Source organism: Mesorhizobium sp. B2-4-2 (assembly GCF_006442845.1).
Taxonomy (GTDB): domain Bacteria; phylum Pseudomonadota; class Alphaproteobacteria; order Rhizobiales; family Rhizobiaceae; genus Mesorhizobium.
In genome coordinates this window covers 320,204-336,804 of record NZ_VFVM01000003.1, presented here as the reverse complement: position 1 = coordinate 336,804, position 16,601 = coordinate 320,204, and the positions used below count along the sequence as shown (strand labels likewise).

At 63.4% G+C, this 16,601-nt stretch carries 16 protein-coding genes; 12 read left to right on the top strand and 4 right to left on the bottom strand.

The window, feature by feature from the left end:
• Positions 1-12: 12 nt before the first annotated feature.
• From FJ942_RS08565 to FJ942_RS08545, 5 genes are all read left to right on the top strand, one after another.
• On the top strand, positions 13-1,221 hold the full coding sequence (locus FJ942_RS08565; RefSeq protein WP_140557624.1) for an acetyl-CoA C-acetyltransferase: 1,209 nt from the start codon (positions 13-15) through the stop codon (positions 1,219-1,221).
• 14 nt (positions 1,222-1,235) lie between these two features.
• Positions 1,236-3,455 carry a 3-hydroxyacyl-CoA dehydrogenase NAD-binding domain-containing protein gene (locus FJ942_RS08560; RefSeq protein ID WP_140897484.1) on the top strand — a complete coding sequence of 740 codons (2,220 nt, stop codon included), beginning with the start codon at positions 1,236-1,238 and terminating at the stop codon, positions 3,453-3,455.
• Positions 3,456-3,519: 64 nt separating this feature from the next.
• Entirely contained in the window at positions 3,520-4,065 is a 546-nt protein-coding gene (locus FJ942_RS08555; RefSeq protein ID WP_140624808.1) for a thioesterase family protein, read from the top strand.
• 123 nt (positions 4,066-4,188) lie between these two features.
• Positions 4,189-4,833 (top strand): helix-turn-helix transcriptional regulator, encoded by a 645-nt coding sequence (locus FJ942_RS08550; protein ID WP_140674021.1) that lies wholly within the window; start codon positions 4,189-4,191, stop codon positions 4,831-4,833.
• Positions 4,834-4,844: 11 nt separating this feature from the next.
• The gene (locus FJ942_RS08545; RefSeq protein ID WP_348642019.1) at positions 4,845-5,696 is read left to right on the top strand and encodes a thermonuclease family protein; all 852 of its coding nucleotides are present in this window, start codon (positions 4,845-4,847) and stop codon (positions 5,694-5,696) included.
• Here the strand turns inward: FJ942_RS08545 and FJ942_RS08540 are convergent.
• Entirely contained in the window at positions 5,662-7,308 is a 1,647-nt protein-coding gene (locus tag FJ942_RS08540) for a lysine--tRNA ligase (protein ID WP_140897483.1), read from the bottom strand. The two genes, FJ942_RS08545 and FJ942_RS08540, sit on opposite strands and share 35 nt — an antisense overlap.
• Before the next feature lie 159 nt (positions 7,309-7,467).
• Between FJ942_RS08540 and FJ942_RS08535 the strand changes: the two genes are divergently transcribed.
• Positions 7,468-7,875 carry a tellurite resistance TerB family protein gene (locus FJ942_RS08535; protein ID WP_140496659.1) on the top strand — a complete coding sequence of 136 codons (408 nt, stop codon included), beginning with the start codon at positions 7,468-7,470 and terminating at the stop codon, positions 7,873-7,875.
• A gap of 69 nt (positions 7,876-7,944) precedes the next feature.
• Here FJ942_RS08535 and FJ942_RS08530 read toward each other — a convergent pair whose 3' ends face one another.
• A complete protein-coding gene (locus tag FJ942_RS08530; RefSeq protein ID WP_140513243.1) occupies positions 7,945-8,796 on the bottom strand; it encodes a transporter substrate-binding domain-containing protein in 852 nt (283 codons plus the stop codon).
• 60 nt (positions 8,797-8,856) lie between these two features.
• Here FJ942_RS08530 and FJ942_RS08525 point away from each other — a divergent pair, with 60 nt between their 5' ends.
• From FJ942_RS08525 to FJ942_RS08515, 3 genes are all read left to right on the top strand, one after another.
• Positions 8,857-9,783, top strand: coding sequence for a LuxR family transcriptional regulator (locus FJ942_RS08525; protein WP_224618212.1), 927 nt, complete (start codon positions 8,857-8,859; stop codon positions 9,781-9,783).
• Between the two features lie 96 nt (positions 9,784-9,879).
• On the top strand, positions 9,880-10,518 hold the full coding sequence (locus FJ942_RS08520) for an acyl-homoserine-lactone synthase (protein ID WP_140496654.1): 639 nt from the start codon (positions 9,880-9,882) through the stop codon (positions 10,516-10,518).
• Positions 10,515-11,282, top strand: a complete 768-nt coding sequence (locus FJ942_RS08515; protein WP_224680799.1) for an enoyl-CoA hydratase-related protein — start codon at positions 10,515-10,517, stop codon at positions 11,280-11,282. The genes FJ942_RS08520 and FJ942_RS08515 overlap by 4 nt, the downstream gene beginning before the upstream one ends.
• A gap of 56 nt (positions 11,283-11,338) precedes the next feature.
• On the opposite strand, the gene ppk2 is transcribed toward FJ942_RS08515, so the two are convergent.
• On the bottom strand, positions 11,339-12,247 hold the full coding sequence (gene ppk2 / locus FJ942_RS08510) for a polyphosphate kinase 2 (protein WP_140513245.1): 909 nt from the start codon (positions 12,245-12,247) through the stop codon (positions 11,339-11,341).
• A 194-nt stretch (positions 12,248-12,441) separates the two neighbouring features.
• Between ppk2 and FJ942_RS08505 the strand changes: the two genes are divergently transcribed.
• The 3 genes from FJ942_RS08505 to FJ942_RS08495 all read left to right on the top strand — a co-directional run bounded on the left by FJ942_RS08505 (position 12,442) and on the right by FJ942_RS08495 (position 15,649).
• Complete coding sequence (locus FJ942_RS08505; protein ID WP_140649379.1) at positions 12,442-13,707, top strand: ATP-binding protein; 1,266 nt, start codon at positions 12,442-12,444, stop codon at positions 13,705-13,707.
• A gap of 112 nt (positions 13,708-13,819) precedes the next feature.
• Positions 13,820-14,545 (top strand): phosphate signaling complex protein PhoU, encoded by a 726-nt coding sequence (gene phoU, locus FJ942_RS08500; RefSeq protein ID WP_140897482.1) that lies wholly within the window; start codon positions 13,820-13,822, stop codon positions 14,543-14,545.
• A gap of 96 nt (positions 14,546-14,641) precedes the next feature.
• Positions 14,642-15,649, top strand: coding sequence for a magnesium and cobalt transport protein CorA (locus tag FJ942_RS08495; protein WP_140496643.1), 1,008 nt, complete (start codon positions 14,642-14,644; stop codon positions 15,647-15,649).
• 104 nt (positions 15,650-15,753) lie between these two features.
• Here FJ942_RS08495 and FJ942_RS08490 read toward each other — a convergent pair whose 3' ends face one another.
• A complete protein-coding gene (locus FJ942_RS08490; protein WP_140496642.1) occupies positions 15,754-16,272 on the bottom strand; it encodes a GcrA family cell cycle regulator in 519 nt (172 codons plus the stop codon).
• Between the last annotated feature and the right edge of the window lie 329 nt (positions 16,273-16,601).

Genomic DNA, 16,601 nt, shown 5'->3' with positions numbered 1-16,601 from the left:
AGGAGCAGGAAAATGGCCGAAGCTTACGTCTATGACGCCGTTCGCACGCCGCGCGGCAGGGGCAAGAAGGATGGCTCGCTGCACGAAGTGCCGGCAGTGCGGCTCGCCGCCAGGACGCTGGAGGCGCTGCGCGACCGCAACGGGCTCGACACTGCAACTGTCGACGACATCATCTTCGGTTGTGTCGACCCGGTCGGCGAGGCGGGGTCGGTCATTCCGCGCGCCGCGGCCTTCGAGGCCGGCTACGCGACCTCGGCGCCCGGCATGCAGATCTCGCGCTTCTGCGCCTCCGGCCTCGACGCCATCAATTTCGGCGCCGCCAAGATAGCCCAGGGCGCCGATGAGATCGTCATTGCCGGCGGTGTCGAATCGATGTCGCGCGTCGGCATGGGCGCCTCGGGTGGCGCCTGGTTCATGGACCCTTCGGTCGGCCTGCCCGGCTGGTTCGTGCCGCAAGGTATTTCGGCCGACCTGATAGCCACCAAATACGGCTTCAGCCGGGATGATGTCGACGCCTATGCCGTCGAGAGCCAGAAGCGCGCGGCAAAATCCTGGGCCGATGGCCGCTTCAGGAATTCGGTGATCCCGATCAAGGACCAGAATGGCCTCACCATCCTCGACCATGACGAGCATATGCGCCCATCGACCGACATGCAGTCGCTGGCCTCGCTCAATCCCTCCTTCGTCATGCCCGGCGAAATGGGCGGCTTCGACGCCGTCGCGGTGCAGAAGCATCCGGAAGTGGAGGAGGTCAATCACGTCCACCATGCCGGCAATTCGTCGGGCATCGTCGATGGCGCGGCGGCCGTGCTGCTCGGTTCGAAGAGGGCCGGCAAGGCCATGGGCCTGAAACCGCGCGCCCGCATCCGCGCCTTCGCCAACATCGGCTCCGAGCCGGTGCTGATGTTGACCGGCCCCGTTGACGTCACCGAGAAGCTGTTGAAGCGCGCCAAGATGAAGCTGTCGGACATCGATCTGTTCGAGCTCAACGAGGCCTTCGCCTCCGTGGTGCTGCGCTACATGCAGGCCTTCGATATCGAGCACGACAGGATTAACGTCAATGGCGGCGCCATCGCCATGGGCCATCCGCTGGGCGCCACCGGCGCGATGATCTTCGGCACCGTGCTGGACGAGCTCGAGCGCCGCGATTTGAACACCGCGCTGGTGACGCTGTGCATCGGCGCCGGCATGGGCACCGCAACCATCATCGAACGCGTCTGACGGGGAGAGAAACGATGAGCTACACCAATTTCACCCTCGACACCGACGCCGACGGCATTGCACTGGTCACATGGAACATGCCGGACCGCTCGATGAACGTCTTCACCGAGGAGGTGATGCGCGAGCTGAACGCCATTGTCGACAAGGTGGCGGGCGACGCCGCCATCACGGGCGCGGTCATCACCTCCGGCAAGGATACGTTCTCAGGCGGCGCCGACATCACCATGCTCCAGAAGATGCTGACGACCTTCGCGGCTGAAAAGGGCAAGGATCTCGAAAAGGCCACCAGGGCGCTGTTCGAAAACGCCGGCACCATGACCGGTCTGTTCCGGAAGCTGGAAACATCGGGCAAGCCGTGGGTTTCGGCAATCAACGGCACCTGCATGGGCGGTGCATTCGAAATGTCGCTGGCCTGCCATGGCCGCGTCGCCGCCGATTCCGACAAGGTGAAGATGGCGCTCCCCGAGGTGAAGATCGGCATTTTCCCGGGCGCCGGCGGCACCCAGCGGGTGCCGCGTCTCACCGACCAGCAGCAGGCGCTGCAAATGCTGACCTCCGGCCAGAACCTGTCGCCGCAGAAGGCGAAGTCGATGGGCCTGATCCACGAGATCGCCGAGCCGGCCAAGCTGGTCGAGACTGCGAAGGCCATGATCAGGAACGGCCTCAAGCCGGTAGCGCCGTGGGACGAGAAGGGATTCAAGTTGCCCGGCGGTCCGGTCTATTCGGCGGCGGGCGCCAATCTGTGGCCCCCGGCCATCGCCATCCTGCGCCGCGAGACCTATGGCAATTATCCGGCCGCCGCGGCGATCCTGAAATGCGTCTATGAGGGCCTGTTGGTGCCGTTCGACACCGCGCTCAGGATCGAACAGCGCTATTTCACGGAGATCATGCAGACCAAGGAAGCGGCGGCGATGATCCGCTCGCTGTTCGTGTCGTTGCAAGAACTCAACAAGGGCGCGCGCCGCCCGGCCGGCGTGCCGGAAACCAGGTTCAAGAAGATCGGTATTCTCGGCGCCGGCTTCATGGGCGCCGGTATCGCCTATGTCACGGCCAAAGCCGGCATTCCGGTGGTGCTGCTCGACCGCGACATGGAGTCCGCCGAGAAGGGCAAGGCCCATTCGGATGGCCTGATCTCGGATCAGGTGAAGAAGGGCCGTGCCAAGCCTGAGGACAAGGACAGGCTCCTGTCGCTGATCACGCCGACATCGGACTATGCCGACCTTGCCGGCTGCGATCTCGTGGTCGAGGCGGTGTTCGAGGATTCCGCGGTGAAGAAAAGCGCCACCGAACAGGCGGAAGCGGTGCTGAAGTCGTCGGCGGTCTTGGCGTCGAACACCTCGACCATTCCGATCACCGCCCTGGCCAAGAATTCGGCGCGGCCGAAGAATTTCATCGGCATCCATTTCTTCTCGCCCGTCGACAGGATGATGCTGGTCGAAATCATCCTTGGCAAGAAGACCGGTGACAAGGCGCTGGCCACCGCGATCGACTTCGTGCGCGCCATCAAGAAAACGCCGATCGTCGTCAACGATACGCGCGGTTTCTACGTCAACCGCTGCGTCCTGCGCTATATGTCGGAAGCCTACAAGATGTTGATCGAGGGCGTTCCGGCGCCGATGATCGAGAACGCCGCCAAGGCCGCCGGCATGCCGGTCGGCCCGCTGGCGCTGACCGACGAGACGGCCATCGACCTCGCCCAGAAGATCATGAAGCAGACCATCAGGGATCTCGGCGGCAAGGCGGTCGACCCGAAGCAGATGGCGCTGATCAACACCATGGTCGACGACCACGGCCGCTTCGGCCGCAAGAACGGCAAGGGCTTCTATGACTATCCGGCCAAGCCGGCCAAGAAGAAGCTGTGGCCGGGCCTTAGGGAGTTCTATCCGCAGCTCAAGCCGGAGAAGGTCGACTATGCGGAATTGCAGCAGCGCCTGCTGGTCACCATCGCGTTGGAAGCGGCTCGGGTGATGGAGGAGGGCATCGTCACCGATCCGCGCGAGGCCGATGTCGGCTCGATCCTGGCCTTCGGCTTCGCGCCCTATACGGGCGGCGCGCTGTCCTACATCGACGGCATCGGCGCCGGGCAGTTCGTCAAGATCGCAAAGGGCTTGCAGAAGAAATACGGCGCCGAGTTCAAGGTGCCCAGGCTGCTGCTCGACATGGCCGAAAAGGGCGAGACTTTCTACCAGCGCTTCGACCCCTACGCGAAGGGCGACGTGAAGCAGGCGGCCTGAGCGTGGTCGGAATCAAAGGTGCCGCGGCGTCCCTTGCGCGTCCGAAAAGACGCGCCGCGCCGTAATGTATGTCTGGGGGCGCCTTGCGCGTATGATGGCCACGGCGGGCAGCCGTGGCTCCTACCAGATGGGTGATGAAAGCCGGTTGGCCTTTCGCTGCCTGCCGACGGACATCGATTTCAACCGCCATCTCAACAATGCCCGCTATATGATGCTGGCGGACCTTGGCCGCATCGATATCTTCATCCGCGCCGGCCTCATCACTCTGGCGAGAACGAATGGCTGGGCGCCGATGATCGGCGGGCTGCAATCGGCCTATGTGCGTGAGATCAAACTGTGGCGGCGTTTCGAAGTGGTGTCTTCGATCGAGACCTGGGAAGGCAGCCAGGTCATCGGCAAGCACCGTTTCGTCCTCGACAATGGCGAGACCGCCGCATTGATCATGACGACAGCCGGCGTCTACGACCGCGCCGCCCGGCGCTTTCTCGATATTGACGAGGTCGTCGCCGCGCTTGGCCGCTCCGCCCAGCCGCGTCCGCCCAGCGAAGCCGAGCGGGCGTTCATGGCCTCGCACCGGAACCTCCGCGAGCAGGCCAAGCGGATCGGTTGACCCGGGAACCGGAATTGGCGCGGCCAGCAGGAAGATGTGATGCGATGCCACAGCCGGTGGACAAACCTTCATTCGAAGACTAGAAAGGAAAGGCATTTTTTCCTTTTTGCAAGGAGAGCGGAATTGCTCTCGCATGACCGTGTTTGGGCCGCCATCGACGCTCTGGCCGAGCGGTATTCGCTCTCGGCTTCCGGCTTGGCGAAGCGGGCCGGCCTTGATTCGACTGCCTTCAACAAGTCGAAGCGACTGTCGTCGGACGGCAGGCCACGCTGGCCCTCGACCGAATCGCTGGCCAAGATCATCGAGGCGACGGGCGCTTCGCTCGACGAATTCACCGAGCTGATTGAAGGTCGGGCCGGCCACGGCGCGATGCCCGCCCGCGGGCGTGCCGTTCCGCTGCTCGGCTTTGCCCAGGCCGGCGCCGGCGGGTTTTTCGACGATGCCGGCTTCCCGGCCGGTCAAGGCTGGGATCTGGTGGAACTGCCGGCGCAATCGACCGAGAGTTCCTATGCGCTTCAGGTGCAAGGCGATTCAATGCTGCCGCTCTACCGCAATGGCGACGTGCTCATCGTCGAGCCGGCAGCCCTCATCCGCAAGGGCGATCGCGTCGTCGTCAAGACGACGGGCGGCGAGGTGATGGCCAAGGTGCTCGATCGCCAGACCGCCAGGTCGATCGCACTGGTTTCGCTCAATCCCGATCATCCGGACCGCGACATTCCCATGCGCGAGGTTGAATGGGTGGCGCGGATCGTCTGGGCAAGCCAATAGGGTGCGGGCTGGTGCGGCTTCCTCATCTTGTCCTTGCGGTTCTGATGGTCCCTGGAATGGCCGCGCTGGTAGTCGCCGGCGGCCGCGCGCTGAAGAGCGGCGAAGCTGCCGTCGCGGTGGAACAGATCGATCCGAGCGCCGATACGGTCTCTCAGCCAGGCACCGACGGCGTGCCGGAGGAGCCGGCCACATCGGCCATTGCCGCTCCGCCGCCCCCCGCCGCTAGCCCGCACTCGCGTGCGATCGATCCCCAAGTCGTGGCGCCGCCGGAGCTTCCCAGCAAGGAGCTGGAGCGGGTGGAGCCGCGCGCGCCGTTGAGCAAGCTGGCGCTGGCCATGCCGCCCAAGCCGAAAATGCCGGACGACTGGAAAGGGACGAAGCTGTTCCAGCCGGTCGCGCCCGCCGCCGGACTGATCGAGGCGAAGGGCTATTCTGTCGCGGTTTCCGGCGTCGACATTGTCGGGCAGGACGAGACCTGCACCTCGGACGGTAAATCCTGGCCCTGCGGCGTCCGCGCGCGCACGGCGTTCCGCGCCTTCCTGCGCGGCCGGGCGGTGGTCTGCGCCGTGCCGCCGGAAGGCGGCCGCGACCTGATCGCCGCCGACTGCCGGATCGGCAAGCAGGATGTCGGCCGATGGCTGGTCGAGAACGGCTGGGCGCGCGCCGCCAAAGGCGGCCCTTACGTCGAAGTCGGGGAAAAGGCGCGCAGCGAAAGGAAAGGCATTTTTGGATCGGCGCCAAGCCTTTCAGGCGTGCCTTCGATGCCGACCGCGCCCGCCCCGGCGCCGCAAGCGCCGGGCTCGATCCTGGAAGAGGTCGGCGGCATTCTCAAGCCAGCTGACCAGCCAACGCCTTCTGAATGAGCCCGCGCGTCTCGGCGATGCCGTAGAGTGCCGCGAACGAGCCGAAGCGCGGTCCGCGCTCCTGCCCGATCAGCACCTGGTAGATCATCTGGAAGAAGGCGCCCGAAACGCCCGGACCACCTTCGGGGCTCTTCTTGGAATGATCCTGATAGCGTTCCACCTTGCGGGCGACGTTGAGCGTGGCGTTCTGGATCGCCTCGCCGTCCGAGCCCGCCGGCAGGGCGCCAAGCGCCTGATCCAACGCTTCCAGCGCCTCCCGCTCGACGTCGTCGGGCGCGCGGAAGGTCTTCGTCGGCTTCACGAAATCGTCGAAATAGCGGATCGCATAACCCGTCAGCCTGTCGAGCTCAGGGTGGGTCGCCGGCGTCACGCCCCGGACATGGCGCGAGATGAAGCCCCACAGCACGTCCTTATTCTGCGCATTGGAGGCGCTGACCAGGTTGAGCAGCAGCGAGAACGGCACGGGCATGTCGATGGCGGGCGGATTGCCGTCGTGCATGTGCCAGACCGGGTTGCCCAGCCGTTCCTTCCAGTCCTGCCTCCGATAGGCTGCAAGGAAGGTGTAATATTCGTCCACGGCCCGCGGGATGACGTCGAAATAGAGCTTCTTGGCCTGTCGCGGCCGCTGGTACATATAGAGTCCCAGGCTCTCCGTCGGCGCGTAAGTCAGCCATTCGTCGATGGTCAGCCCATTGCCCTTGGATTTGGAGATCTTCTGGCCGTTCTCGTCCAGGAACAGCTCGTAGACGAAATGCTCCGGCGCGTGCCCGCCAAGGATGTTGCAGATGCGGTCGTAGACCACTGCATTGGTCTGATGGTCCTTGCCGAACATCTCGAAATCGACCCCGAGGGCCGCCCAGCGCATGCCGAAATCGGGCTTCCACTGAAGCTTAACCTTGCCGCCGGTAACTGGCAGCGTGGTCTCGGTACCGTCATCGTCGAAGGTGATGGTGCCCGCCCTGGCATCGACATGCTTCATGGGAACGTAGAGCACGCGGCCGCTCTTCGGCGAGATCGGCAGGAACGGACTGTAGGTCGCCTGCCGCTCCTCGCCCAGCGTCGGCAGCATCACCGCCATGATCTGGTCGTAGCGTTCGGCCGCGCGCAACAGCATCGCGTCGAAGCGGCCGGTCTTGTAGTACTGCGTCGCGCTGGCGAACTCGTAGTCGAAGCCGAACGTGTCGAGGAAGCGGCAGAGCATCGCGTTGTTGTGGTCGGCGAAACTCGCATAATCCCCGCCGAAAGGGTTGGGTACCGAAGACAGCGGCTTGTGCAGGTGCGGCTCCAGCGCCGCGCGATCCGGCACGCTGTCGGGTATCTTGCGCATCCCGTCCATGTCGTCGGAAAAGCACAGCAGCTTGGTGGCGACCTTGTCCTGCGTGATGACGCGGAAGGCATGCCGCACCATCGACGTGCGCGCCACCTCGCCGAACGTGCCGATATGCGGCAGGCCGGACGGGCCATATCCGGTTTCGAACAGCACCGTGTGCGGGAGTTCGCGGCCCTTGTAGCGCTCGATGATCTTGCGGGCTTCCTCGAACGGCCACGCCTTGCTTTCGGCCGCCGCCGTCAGCACTTCGGGATTGAGATCGATGATGTTTGATCCCGCCATGTCACTGTTTTCCAAATTAGACGCCGGCAAAGCCGCAAGTGAGGATTTTCAACCGGTCTCTATGCGCGCCTGACCGGAGCGTCAACGAGCGCGGCGCTTTTTCCTTGCAGCGCAGGGAACGCGTTCCTACCTTCGCAGCCCGTATCGAGGAGTTGTTGAATGCCGACCCCGCATGAAGCGCTGATCTACCTGATGGTCATCACCTCCGCCTCCGACCGCGACATGACGGATGTCGAGCTGGCGCGGATCGGCGAGGTCGTCCGCTCATGGCCGGTATTCGAGGATTTCGACCACGACCGCCTGGTTGGCGTCGCCCAAGCCTGCCAGAAGAAGCTGCATGAAAAGGGCGGGCTGGAGGGTGTCCTGGCAAGCGTGGCCGAGGCCCTGCCGGAGCGCCTGCGCGACACCGCCTATGCGGCCGCCTTCGAGGTCGCGGCCGTCGATCTCGAAATGCGGATGGAGGAGGTGCGGGTGCTCCAACTCATTCGCCTCAAGCTCGATCTCGACACGCTGACCGTCGCGGCGATCGCCCGTGCGGCCAAGGCGCGCCTGCGCACGCTGACCTGAGCGGCGACACTCAACCCGACCGGAAGAAACTGACCGGGACCGGATCAGAAAAAGCTGACCGGGACCGGATCAGAAGAAACTGACCGGAAAATAGCGCAGGTAGAACTCGGCGAACGTGCCTTTCAGCGAAATCTCCTGCAGCGCGTAGTCGAGAGCGGCGGCCAGCGCCGGGTCATCGGATCGGGCGGCGATGGCCATGCCCGAACCCAGATATTCCGGCGCCAGATAAGGTCCGCCGGCAAAGCGGCAGCAGCCGGCCGCATCCGAACCGCCCAGCCAAAAGGCGAAACGCATGCCATCGCCGAAAGCGGCATCGATCTTGCCGGCCTTGAGGTTGGCGTAGAGGTCTTCCGGCCTGTCGAAGGTGACGACCTGAACGGTGTTGAAATAATCGCGCAGCATGCGCTCATGCGCCGAGCCTGATATCACGCCGACACGCTTGCCGCGCAGCTTGGCGAACAGCGGCTCGGTCAGCGCCTCGCCCTTCGGCATGATGAAGCGCGCCGGAAATTGCAGGTAGGACCGCGAGAAGGCGTATGTCTGGCGTGACTGCGGCGTCGCGGCGATGCCGGCGATGATCGCTTCGCCTTCGCCTTTCTCAAGCGCTCCTTCGAGCTCGGCCCAGGGCAATGCCTGGATCTGACATTTGTCGACGATGCCGAGCTCGGCGCAGATGGCGCGCGCCAGGTCGATGTGGAAACCGGACAGCTTTCCCGCGGCGTCCAGGAAGTTGAAGGGCGGGAAATCGGTGGTGGTCAGGAACCGCAGCCGCGGCAGTGCGGAGAGATCCGGTTTCGGTAGCCGCTCCTTGGCATCCCACAGCACCGGCACCTGCGGCTCGGCCGCGCGCGCGCGCTCACCCAACGCCAGCGACGCGATCAGCATCGACGCAAGGACGAGAGACCTCCGCTGGAACGCCATGATAAACTTCCACCGCACCTGTGTTCGCATCGGTTCTGGTACGAAAATAGTACAGGCACAATGCTTTTTGATTTCAACGCGTCGATTTCAGGATATGCTTTAGCAGGTTTGCAAACAGCGGTGGCTGCCCGGGTGGGGACCAGGGTCGAGAACCACAACCACAAGGCAACGCTTTGCAATCCCTGGTCGGTGGCGAAGTGCCAACAAGGCACGGATCATCGATTTCAACGCGGCAACATGGGGTTTGATGTTGCGATGGGTCAGTTCGATCGCACGCTGGAATACATAGATCACCTGCAGCAAGCCGGAACGGCGGCTGCGGTTTGCGAGAGGCTGTTGGGCATAACGTCGGATTTTGGCCTGACCGCTCTGATGGCGGGCACCGTACCGCAACCGGGCACGCCGACCGGCCAGCAAAAGCAGCATGTGCTGCTTTGCGACTGGCCTGTCGAATGGTTGGAGCGCTACGTGGCGCGCAACTATGTCGATCACGACCCGATCGTCAGCCACATGAAACAGTTGCAGGCGCCGTTCCAGTGGCGGGAAGCGGCCCAGGGCGTTAGCATCGACAGAAGCAGCGGCGAAGTGATGGGCGACGCCGTCGTGTTCAAGCTGCGCGACGGGCTGGCCTTCCCGCTGATCACGCTCGACGGCCAGATCGTCATGGTGTCACTGGGTGGCGAGGCCGTGGAACTGTCCGCCGCCGAGTTCGGCCTGGTGTCGCTGGTGTCGACCTATGCGGTGGGCCGCGCCATGCAGCTTCACACGAAGGCCAGCAAGACCATCGATAGCGTAGAGCTGACACCGCGCGAACGCGAATGCCTGCAATGGGCCGCCGTCGGCAAGTCCGAATGGGAGATTTCGCAAATCCTCGGCATCTCGGAACACACGTCGGAGAAACACCTCCTTAACGCCAAAAGCAAACTCGGCGCCGTCAACCGCGTACAGGCAGTCGCTGAAGCGATAAGGCGCGGCTATATTAGTTAGGTCGGCCGGGTCGGCCTAGAAATTCCTGCCTACGTGATCGCGTAATTTTCTTGCGAGGGCACGGCCGTATCTTCCTCTTGAACAGGAGACGGCAAAATGATTTTTTCCCTTACAACAAAAGAACTGATGGAACATCCCGATCTGTGGGAGGCCGTGCATCGGCTGCGCTACAGGATTTTCGTCGAGGAAATGGGGTGGGAGGACCTGCGGCGCCCCGATGGCTTCGAGATCGACCAGTTCGATCATGACGAAGCGGTGCATCAGATCGTCATCAGAGGCAACGAGGTCGCGGGCTATCAGAGGATGTTGCCGACCACGCGGCCACATCTCTTGACCGAGGTGCTGGCCGATCTTTCCGTGGGAACGCCGCCGTCGGGTCCGAACATCTGGGAACTGACCCGCTATGCAGTGGCACCCGGCTTTCGCGACGGCCGCCGAGGCGTTTCGACCGTCGGTACCGAGCTCATTGCCGGCTTCGTCGAGTGGGGGCTGAAGCGCGGCGTCGACAAGGTGATCATCGAGTTCGAGCCGATGTGGGTGCTGCGCGCGCTGCAGCTGCATTTCCTGGCCACGCCGCTGGGCTATCAGCGCACCTATGGCAACCAGCAGGTCGTCGCGACGCTGCTCACCTTCAATGAGCACACGCTGGATGTGGTGCGTTCGCGCCGCAATCACCACGCTCCCGTTCTGGCCAGGGGATATCCCGATATGTTCGGGCAAAGGCGGGCGTCATGAGATCGGAAACGGCCATGAACGCGCACCCGCAACCCGAACTGCGCAACCACACGCTGATCGTCACCGTATCGTCGACCGACGGCCGGCCGGTGCTCGACAGAAGGGCCTATGAAAGCCTGGCAAGGACGTTCCACGAAGCCGCCGACAATGACGATGTGCGTGTCGTCGTGCTGCGCGGTCTGGCGGGCTGCTTCTGCCTCGGCGGCGATTTTTCCGAATTTCTCGACGCTACCAAGCACCAGAAGCTGATCGCCGCCGTCACCGACATGTTCCGCACGCTGGCGACGTTCCCCAAACCCATACTGGCCTGTGTCGACGGCGATGCGGTCGGCGTCGGCTGCACCATCCTGTTCCATTGCGACATGGTGATCGCGTCCGCCGAAAGCACGTTCCGGGTGCCGTTCGTCGATTTCGGCCTGGTGCCGGATGCCGCGACCAGCATCCTGGCGCCGCAGAAGCTCGGCTACGCCGGCGCCTTCCGCTTTTTCTGCCTCGGCGACACGCTGTGCGCCGACGACGCCAGGGCGCTCGGCCTGGTCGCCGAGATCGTCTCCGAAGGCAGCGTCGAGGAGGCAACCCTCGGCCGGGCAAGGCAGCTCGCCAGGAAGCCGGTCGCCGCGTTGCTGCAGACGCGGGGCCTGCTCAAGGGGAACCCTGCGGAACTTTGCGAACGCATCGATCAGGAGATCTCGCTGTTCCAGCAGGCGCTGCAGGACGACACCACGCTGCGGCGGCTGCAGCGGATTGCCCGGTTGGCGGCCTGAGCGTCGCGCCGAAGGCGTTGCGCCACGCGGTCCAGTGCCGCGTGGCGCAGGCACCGTCAGTCCTGTTTTGCCAGGAATGACGGCCCTTCGCCGATGATTTTCTTGTCTTCCTTGCCGATGATGTCGAGGTCGCGGCCGTCATAAGGCAGCGACAGGAGGATGCGCCGCATCACCGCCAGCCGCGCGCGGCGCTTGTCGTTGGCACGCACGATGATCCAGGGAGCGAATTCCTTGTGGGTGCGCTCGAACATGGTATCGCGCGCCCTGGTGTAATCGTCCCACTTGGTAATGCCGGCAATGTCGATCGGCGAAAACTTCCAGCTCTTCAGCGGACTGTGGCGGCGATCGTGAAATCGCTCGAGCTGCGTTTCCCGGCCGATGTTCAGCCAGAATTTGAAGAAGTGGATGCCGTCATTGACGATCATCCTTTCGAAGTGCGGTGTCTCGTCGAGAAACTTCTCGTGCTGTTCTGGCGTGCAGAAGCCCATCACCGGTTCGACGCCGGCGCGGTTGTACCAGGAACGGTCGAACGTGACGAATTCGCCCGCGGTCGGGAAGTGGTCTGCATAACGCTGGTAGTACCATTGCCCCAGCTCGGTCGGCGTCGGCTTGGTCAGCGCTACGTTGCGTGCCGTGCGCGGATTGAGGTACTGGCGCAGGACGAAAATCGTGCCGCCCTTGCCGGCCGCGTCGCGGCCCTCGAACAGCGCCATCATCCGCCTGCCTGTCGACTGCAGCCACGCCTGCGCCTTGACCAGCTCGATCTGCAAGGCCTCGAGCGTCTCGTCATACTCGTCGCTCTTCATCTTCTTGTCGTAGGGATAGCCACCCGCGATCAGCTTGCGCTCCTCGACCCAGTCCGGCAGTGCCGGATTCTCGATGTCGAACTCCCGCTCCTTGCCGTTGATCCTGAGCTTCAGCGGCCCCGGGGTCGGCGCGGCGGTGTTTTCCTTGGCTTTTTTCATCGAGGCGAACCTTTCCAGCTTACGGACTCGTGCTATTGAGCCATTGCAGTGCCGCGCGCCGCTTCAGACGCAAAGGGCGCTGCACTTTTGGATTTTGCGCATGATCCTTTCCGAAAATCGATTCTGATTTTTCGGCGTCATGCGCCAGGCCGGTCCAGCGAAATTGCCGGACCGGGAGCGGGGCGCAGGCGCGAATGGCTGACCAGGGCGCAGACGAGAAGGGCATGGCGCAAGCGCTTGCCGCGCGGCTGTGGAACAGCCGATGGTTGCTGGTCGCCGGTCTTGTCGCGGTCATGGCGGTTTATGCCTTTGCGGGCATTTCCGCCTATGTGCTGCTGCCGGCGCTGGCTTTGCTGCTGGTGGCGGCGATGATGCCGGCTGGAGCCACGCGCCAGCCCGGCGAAAGCGGCGCGGCGATCGAGGCCATCGGCCTGCAACGCCTGTCCGGCGAATATCTGGCGGCGGCCGTCGCCGACCCCTTGATCATCTTCGACCATGCCGCGGCGATCGTTCATGCCAACGCCGCCGCCTTCGCCGCCTTTGGCGGCATCGCGCCTGGCGTATCGTTGTCGCTGAAATTCCGGGCGCCGGAAATGCAGGCTCTTCTGGACGGCGTGCTGTCGGGCGAGGTCGCGTCGGATGTCATCGATTACACCGAGAGGCTGCCGGTCGAGCGGACTTACCGGGTCAGTGCCTCCTCGGTCGGTCACGGCACCGATCTCTACGTGATGGTGTTCAAGGACCAGAGCGAAGCGCGCCGCATCGACCGCATGCGCGCGGATTTCATCGCCAATGCCAGCCACGAATTGCGCACGCCGCTCGCCTCGATATCGGGTTTCATCGAAACGCTGCGCGGACCGGCCCGCAATGACCCGGCGGCGCGCGAGCAGTTCCTGCAGATCATGCAGAACCAGACCGGCCGCATGGCACGCCTGATCGATGACCTTTTGTCGCTGTCGCGGCTGGAGATGAAGCCCTATCTGCGGCCGGGGACCGAGGTCGACCTGCGCCAGACCGTCGACAGCGTCATCGATTCGCTGGCCCCGCTGGCGCGGGAAAACGGCGTCGTCATCGAGCGGGATTTCGCCGACGGCCCTCTCGACGTGCCGGGCGACCGCGACGAACTGTTCCAGGTCTTCGAGAACCTTCTGGAAAACGCCTGCAAATATGGGCAGTCGGGCGGCCGCGTGGTGGTGTCGATCGAGCGCGGCGACGCCGAGGGCGAAGCGGGCATCGACGTGACGATCAGGGATTTTGGCCCCGGCATTCCCGAGGAGCACATTCCGCGCATCACGGAGCGCTTCTATCGCGTCGACGTCGAGAGCAGTCGAACCCAGAAGGGCACAGGCCTTGGCCTGTCGATCGTCAAGCATATCCTGACGCGCCACAACGCCAGGCTTTCGATCAAGTCCGAAGTCGGCAAGGGCGCCGCCTTCTCGGTCCATTTGCCGGCGGCCTGAGCCGCCCTAGTTTCCAAGCTGCCATTTCTTTTTTCTGTCATCCGGTTAGCGTATCAGCGGGGATTCGAGGAAACGACTCAAAATCAGATCATCCGTGGGAAGGCATCCGGTCATGCAGTCCGTGCACATAGTCAGCGCCTATGACGAGGAGCTGAAAGATCTGTCGAAGCGCATCGCCGCCATGGGCGGACATGCCGAACGCATGGTCGAACAGGCGATCTCCGCCCTGGTCAATGCCGATCCCGGCCTTGCCCAGAAGGTGATCCGCGACGACGCCGTCCTCGACGAAGGCCAGCGCGAAATCGACGACAGGGCAATCATCATCATCGCCCGGCGCCAGCCGATGGCGACGGACTTGCGCGAGATCGTCGGCGCGATCCGCATCTCGGCCGATCTCGAGCGGGTCGGCGATCTCGGCAAGAATGTCGCCAAGCGTGTGGTGGCGGTTGCCGACGGGCGCCAGCCGACCAGCCTGTTCCGCGGCCTCGAAGCCCTGGCCGACCTGGCGTTGACCCAACTCAAGGAAGTGCTCGACGTCTTCGCCTCGCGCTCGGTCGAAAGGATCGGCTTCGTACGTGACCGCGACGACCAGATCGACGCCATGTACACGTCGCTGTTTCGCGAATTGCTGACCTACATGATGGAAGATCCGCGCAACATCACGCCCTGCACGCATCTGCTGTTCTGCGCCAAGAACATCGAACGCATCGGTGACCATGCCACCAACATTGCCGAGACGATCTACTATATCGTCACCGGCGACCAGATGCCTGCCGACCGGCCGAAGGGCGACAAGACGGACAAGATCGGCCTTTCCGCAACGCAGCCGATCAAGTGAACGCACTTTCTCTCGAACGCTTGGTCGTATTGCGCTAGACTATCCCTGAGGCAAGCCTGCTGGTTCCCAGCAAAGGCAGTGCTTCGGGAGGCTGCGATGGAATATGTCCGGGATTTCAAGCCCGCGCCGCCGACATCGGCCGTCATCGCCTCCAGCGTCTACACAGCCGGGCGCCGCATCGCCGACATCCCGATCGAGGAAGCCGGCACATGGGCAAGGAAAGCGGGGCACGTGGTGTGGATCGGGCTGCTTGAACCCGACCGCGAGCTTCTGCTGCGCGTGCAGGCGCAATTTCATCTGCATGAGCTCGCAATCGAGGATGCCGAGCATCCGCACCAGCGGCCGAAGATCGAGCAATATGGTGATGCGCTGTTCATCGTCGCCCGCACCGCGCAGCTGATCGAGGGCCGCGTCACCTTCGGCGAGACGCATCTGTTCGTGGGCAGCGGCTACATCGTCAGCGTCAGGCACGGCCCTTCGACATCCTATGCTGTGGTGCGCCAGCACTGGGAAAGCTGCCCGCATTCACTGGCCAAGGGCGAGGATTTCGTCCTCTATGCCATTCTCGATTTCATCGTCGACAACTACATGCCGGTGCTCGAGCAGATCGAGGATGAGGTCGAGGCGATCGAGGACCGGGTCCTGCTGAAGCCGATGACCGGCCCCGATATCGAACGCCTTTATATGCTGCGTCGCGATCTGTTGCGGCTGCGCAATGCCGCACTGCCGCTGGTGGAGGTCTGCCGCCGGCTGACCAGCGCCGACCTGCCGCAGATCCATTCAGCCATGCACCCGCTGTTTCGCGACGTGACCGACCATATCCGCACCGTCCAGGAAAAGATCGACAGCTTGCGCGAAGTGCTGGCCTTTGCTTTCGAGGCGAGCCTGCTGGTGGGCCAGAGCCAGGAAACGGCGATCTCCAAAAAGCTCGCCTCATGGGCGGCAATCCTGGCCGTGCCGACAGCCTTCGCGGGCATATACGGCATGAATTTCAGCGACATGCCGGAACTGAAGATGGAATACGGCTACCCGATGGTGCTGCTGGCGATCGCGCTGATCTGCAGCTTCCTCTACTGGCGGTTTCGCAAGAATGGATGGCTGTGAGAGTAGGGCAGTAGGCAGTAGGCAGTAGGCAGTAGGCAGTAGGCTAAACGCTCGGGAGCGCAAATTCAAAACATACTGCCCTACTGCCCTGCTGCCTTAGTCCCTTATCTATTCCGCCGCCGCTCCGCTGCCGGCTGGAACGCCACGCGGGCATGGTATTTACAATAGGGTCCGGTTTCGGCGGCTTCGTTGCCGCAGAAATTGAAGTCCTCCGACAGCGGATCGCCGTTCGGCCATTTGCAGGTGCGCTCGGTGAGTTCGGTGAGCTGGAGATGCCGCGAGATCGGCACCACCACATTCTCGACCGGCCGGATATAGTGGCGGGCCACCGGCTCGGCATCGAACTGCGCTTGCAGCGCCGTTGCTCCGATCGATGTCGTGACGTGGCGGGTCGCACTCGCGGGGCGCGACACCGATTTCTGCGCGCCCGACCCTTGCGCCGTCTTCTTCTGGCGTGCCGGCGCTGCCGTGGCGCGCCCGCGGCCCGACAATTTCAGCCGGTGCACCTTGCCGATGACGGCATTGCGGCTGACCCCTCCAAGCTGGGCAGCAATCTGGCTTGCGCTCAGACCCTCCGACCACAGTTTTCTCAAGAGTTCGACCCGCTCGTCAGTCCAATTCATGACCGCGCTCCTGCTAAGCGTACGGCAATCGGAATCCATTCCCGGCCCAGCACCACTGCTGGGGCAGACACCACATATATCTGGTGATTAGGTCCGCCGCACGAAATCTAGTTATTTCCCGACTACAACTACCTTATGCGCTGACTCGGTGACAAGAGTCCGAAGTGCAACACGAATCGGTTTTTTCGGTTTTCCCCAACTTGCCAGCTCACTTATGAGCCGGCGTCCCGTCGGGAGGCTTGCCGCGCGCCACTACGCGACGTTTTCGTTGACTTCATGGCTGAAAAACCCGATAAGCCGCAAAGGCCGCCGCTTTGGCGGCTTTTTTG

Excerpts from the sequence above, each read along its gene's own strand:
- FJ942_RS08555 (WP_140624808.1), top strand. The coding sequence starts at position 3,520 with ATGTATGTCTGGGGGCGCCTTGCGCGTATGATGGCCACGGCGGGCAGC.
- FJ942_RS08535 (WP_140496659.1), top strand. The coding sequence starts at position 7,468 with ATGCCGACCCCGCATGAAGCGCTGATCTACCTGATGGTCATCACCTCC.
- FJ942_RS08565 (WP_140557624.1), top strand. The coding sequence starts at position 13 with ATGGCCGAAGCTTACGTCTATGACGCCGTTCGCACGCCGCGCGGCAGG.
- ppk2 (WP_140513245.1), bottom strand. The coding sequence starts at position 12,247 with ATGAAAAAAGCCAAGGAAAACACCGCCGCGCCGACCCCGGGGCCGCTG.
- FJ942_RS08530 (WP_140513243.1), bottom strand. The coding sequence starts at position 8,796 with ATGGCGTTCCAGCGGAGGTCTCTCGTCCTTGCGTCGATGCTGATCGCG.
- phoU (WP_140897482.1), top strand. The coding sequence starts at position 13,820 with ATGCAGTCCGTGCACATAGTCAGCGCCTATGACGAGGAGCTGAAAGAT.
- FJ942_RS08515 (WP_224680799.1), top strand. The coding sequence starts at position 10,515 with ATGAGATCGGAAACGGCCATGAACGCGCACCCGCAACCCGAACTGCGC.
- FJ942_RS08540 (WP_140897483.1), bottom strand. The coding sequence starts at position 7,308 with ATGGCGGGATCAAACATCATCGATCTCAATCCCGAAGTGCTGACGGCG.
- FJ942_RS08560 (WP_140897484.1), top strand. The coding sequence starts at position 1,236 with ATGAGCTACACCAATTTCACCCTCGACACCGACGCCGACGGCATTGCA.
- FJ942_RS08520 (WP_140496654.1), top strand. The coding sequence starts at position 9,880 with ATGATTTTTTCCCTTACAACAAAAGAACTGATGGAACATCCCGATCTG.
- FJ942_RS08505 (WP_140649379.1), top strand. The coding sequence starts at position 12,442 with ATGGCTGACCAGGGCGCAGACGAGAAGGGCATGGCGCAAGCGCTTGCC.
- FJ942_RS08490 (WP_140496642.1), bottom strand. The coding sequence starts at position 16,272 with ATGAATTGGACTGACGAGCGGGTCGAACTCTTGAGAAAACTGTGGTCG.
- FJ942_RS08525 (WP_224618212.1), top strand. The coding sequence starts at position 8,857 with ATGCTTTTTGATTTCAACGCGTCGATTTCAGGATATGCTTTAGCAGGT.
- FJ942_RS08495 (WP_140496643.1), top strand. The coding sequence starts at position 14,642 with ATGGAATATGTCCGGGATTTCAAGCCCGCGCCGCCGACATCGGCCGTC.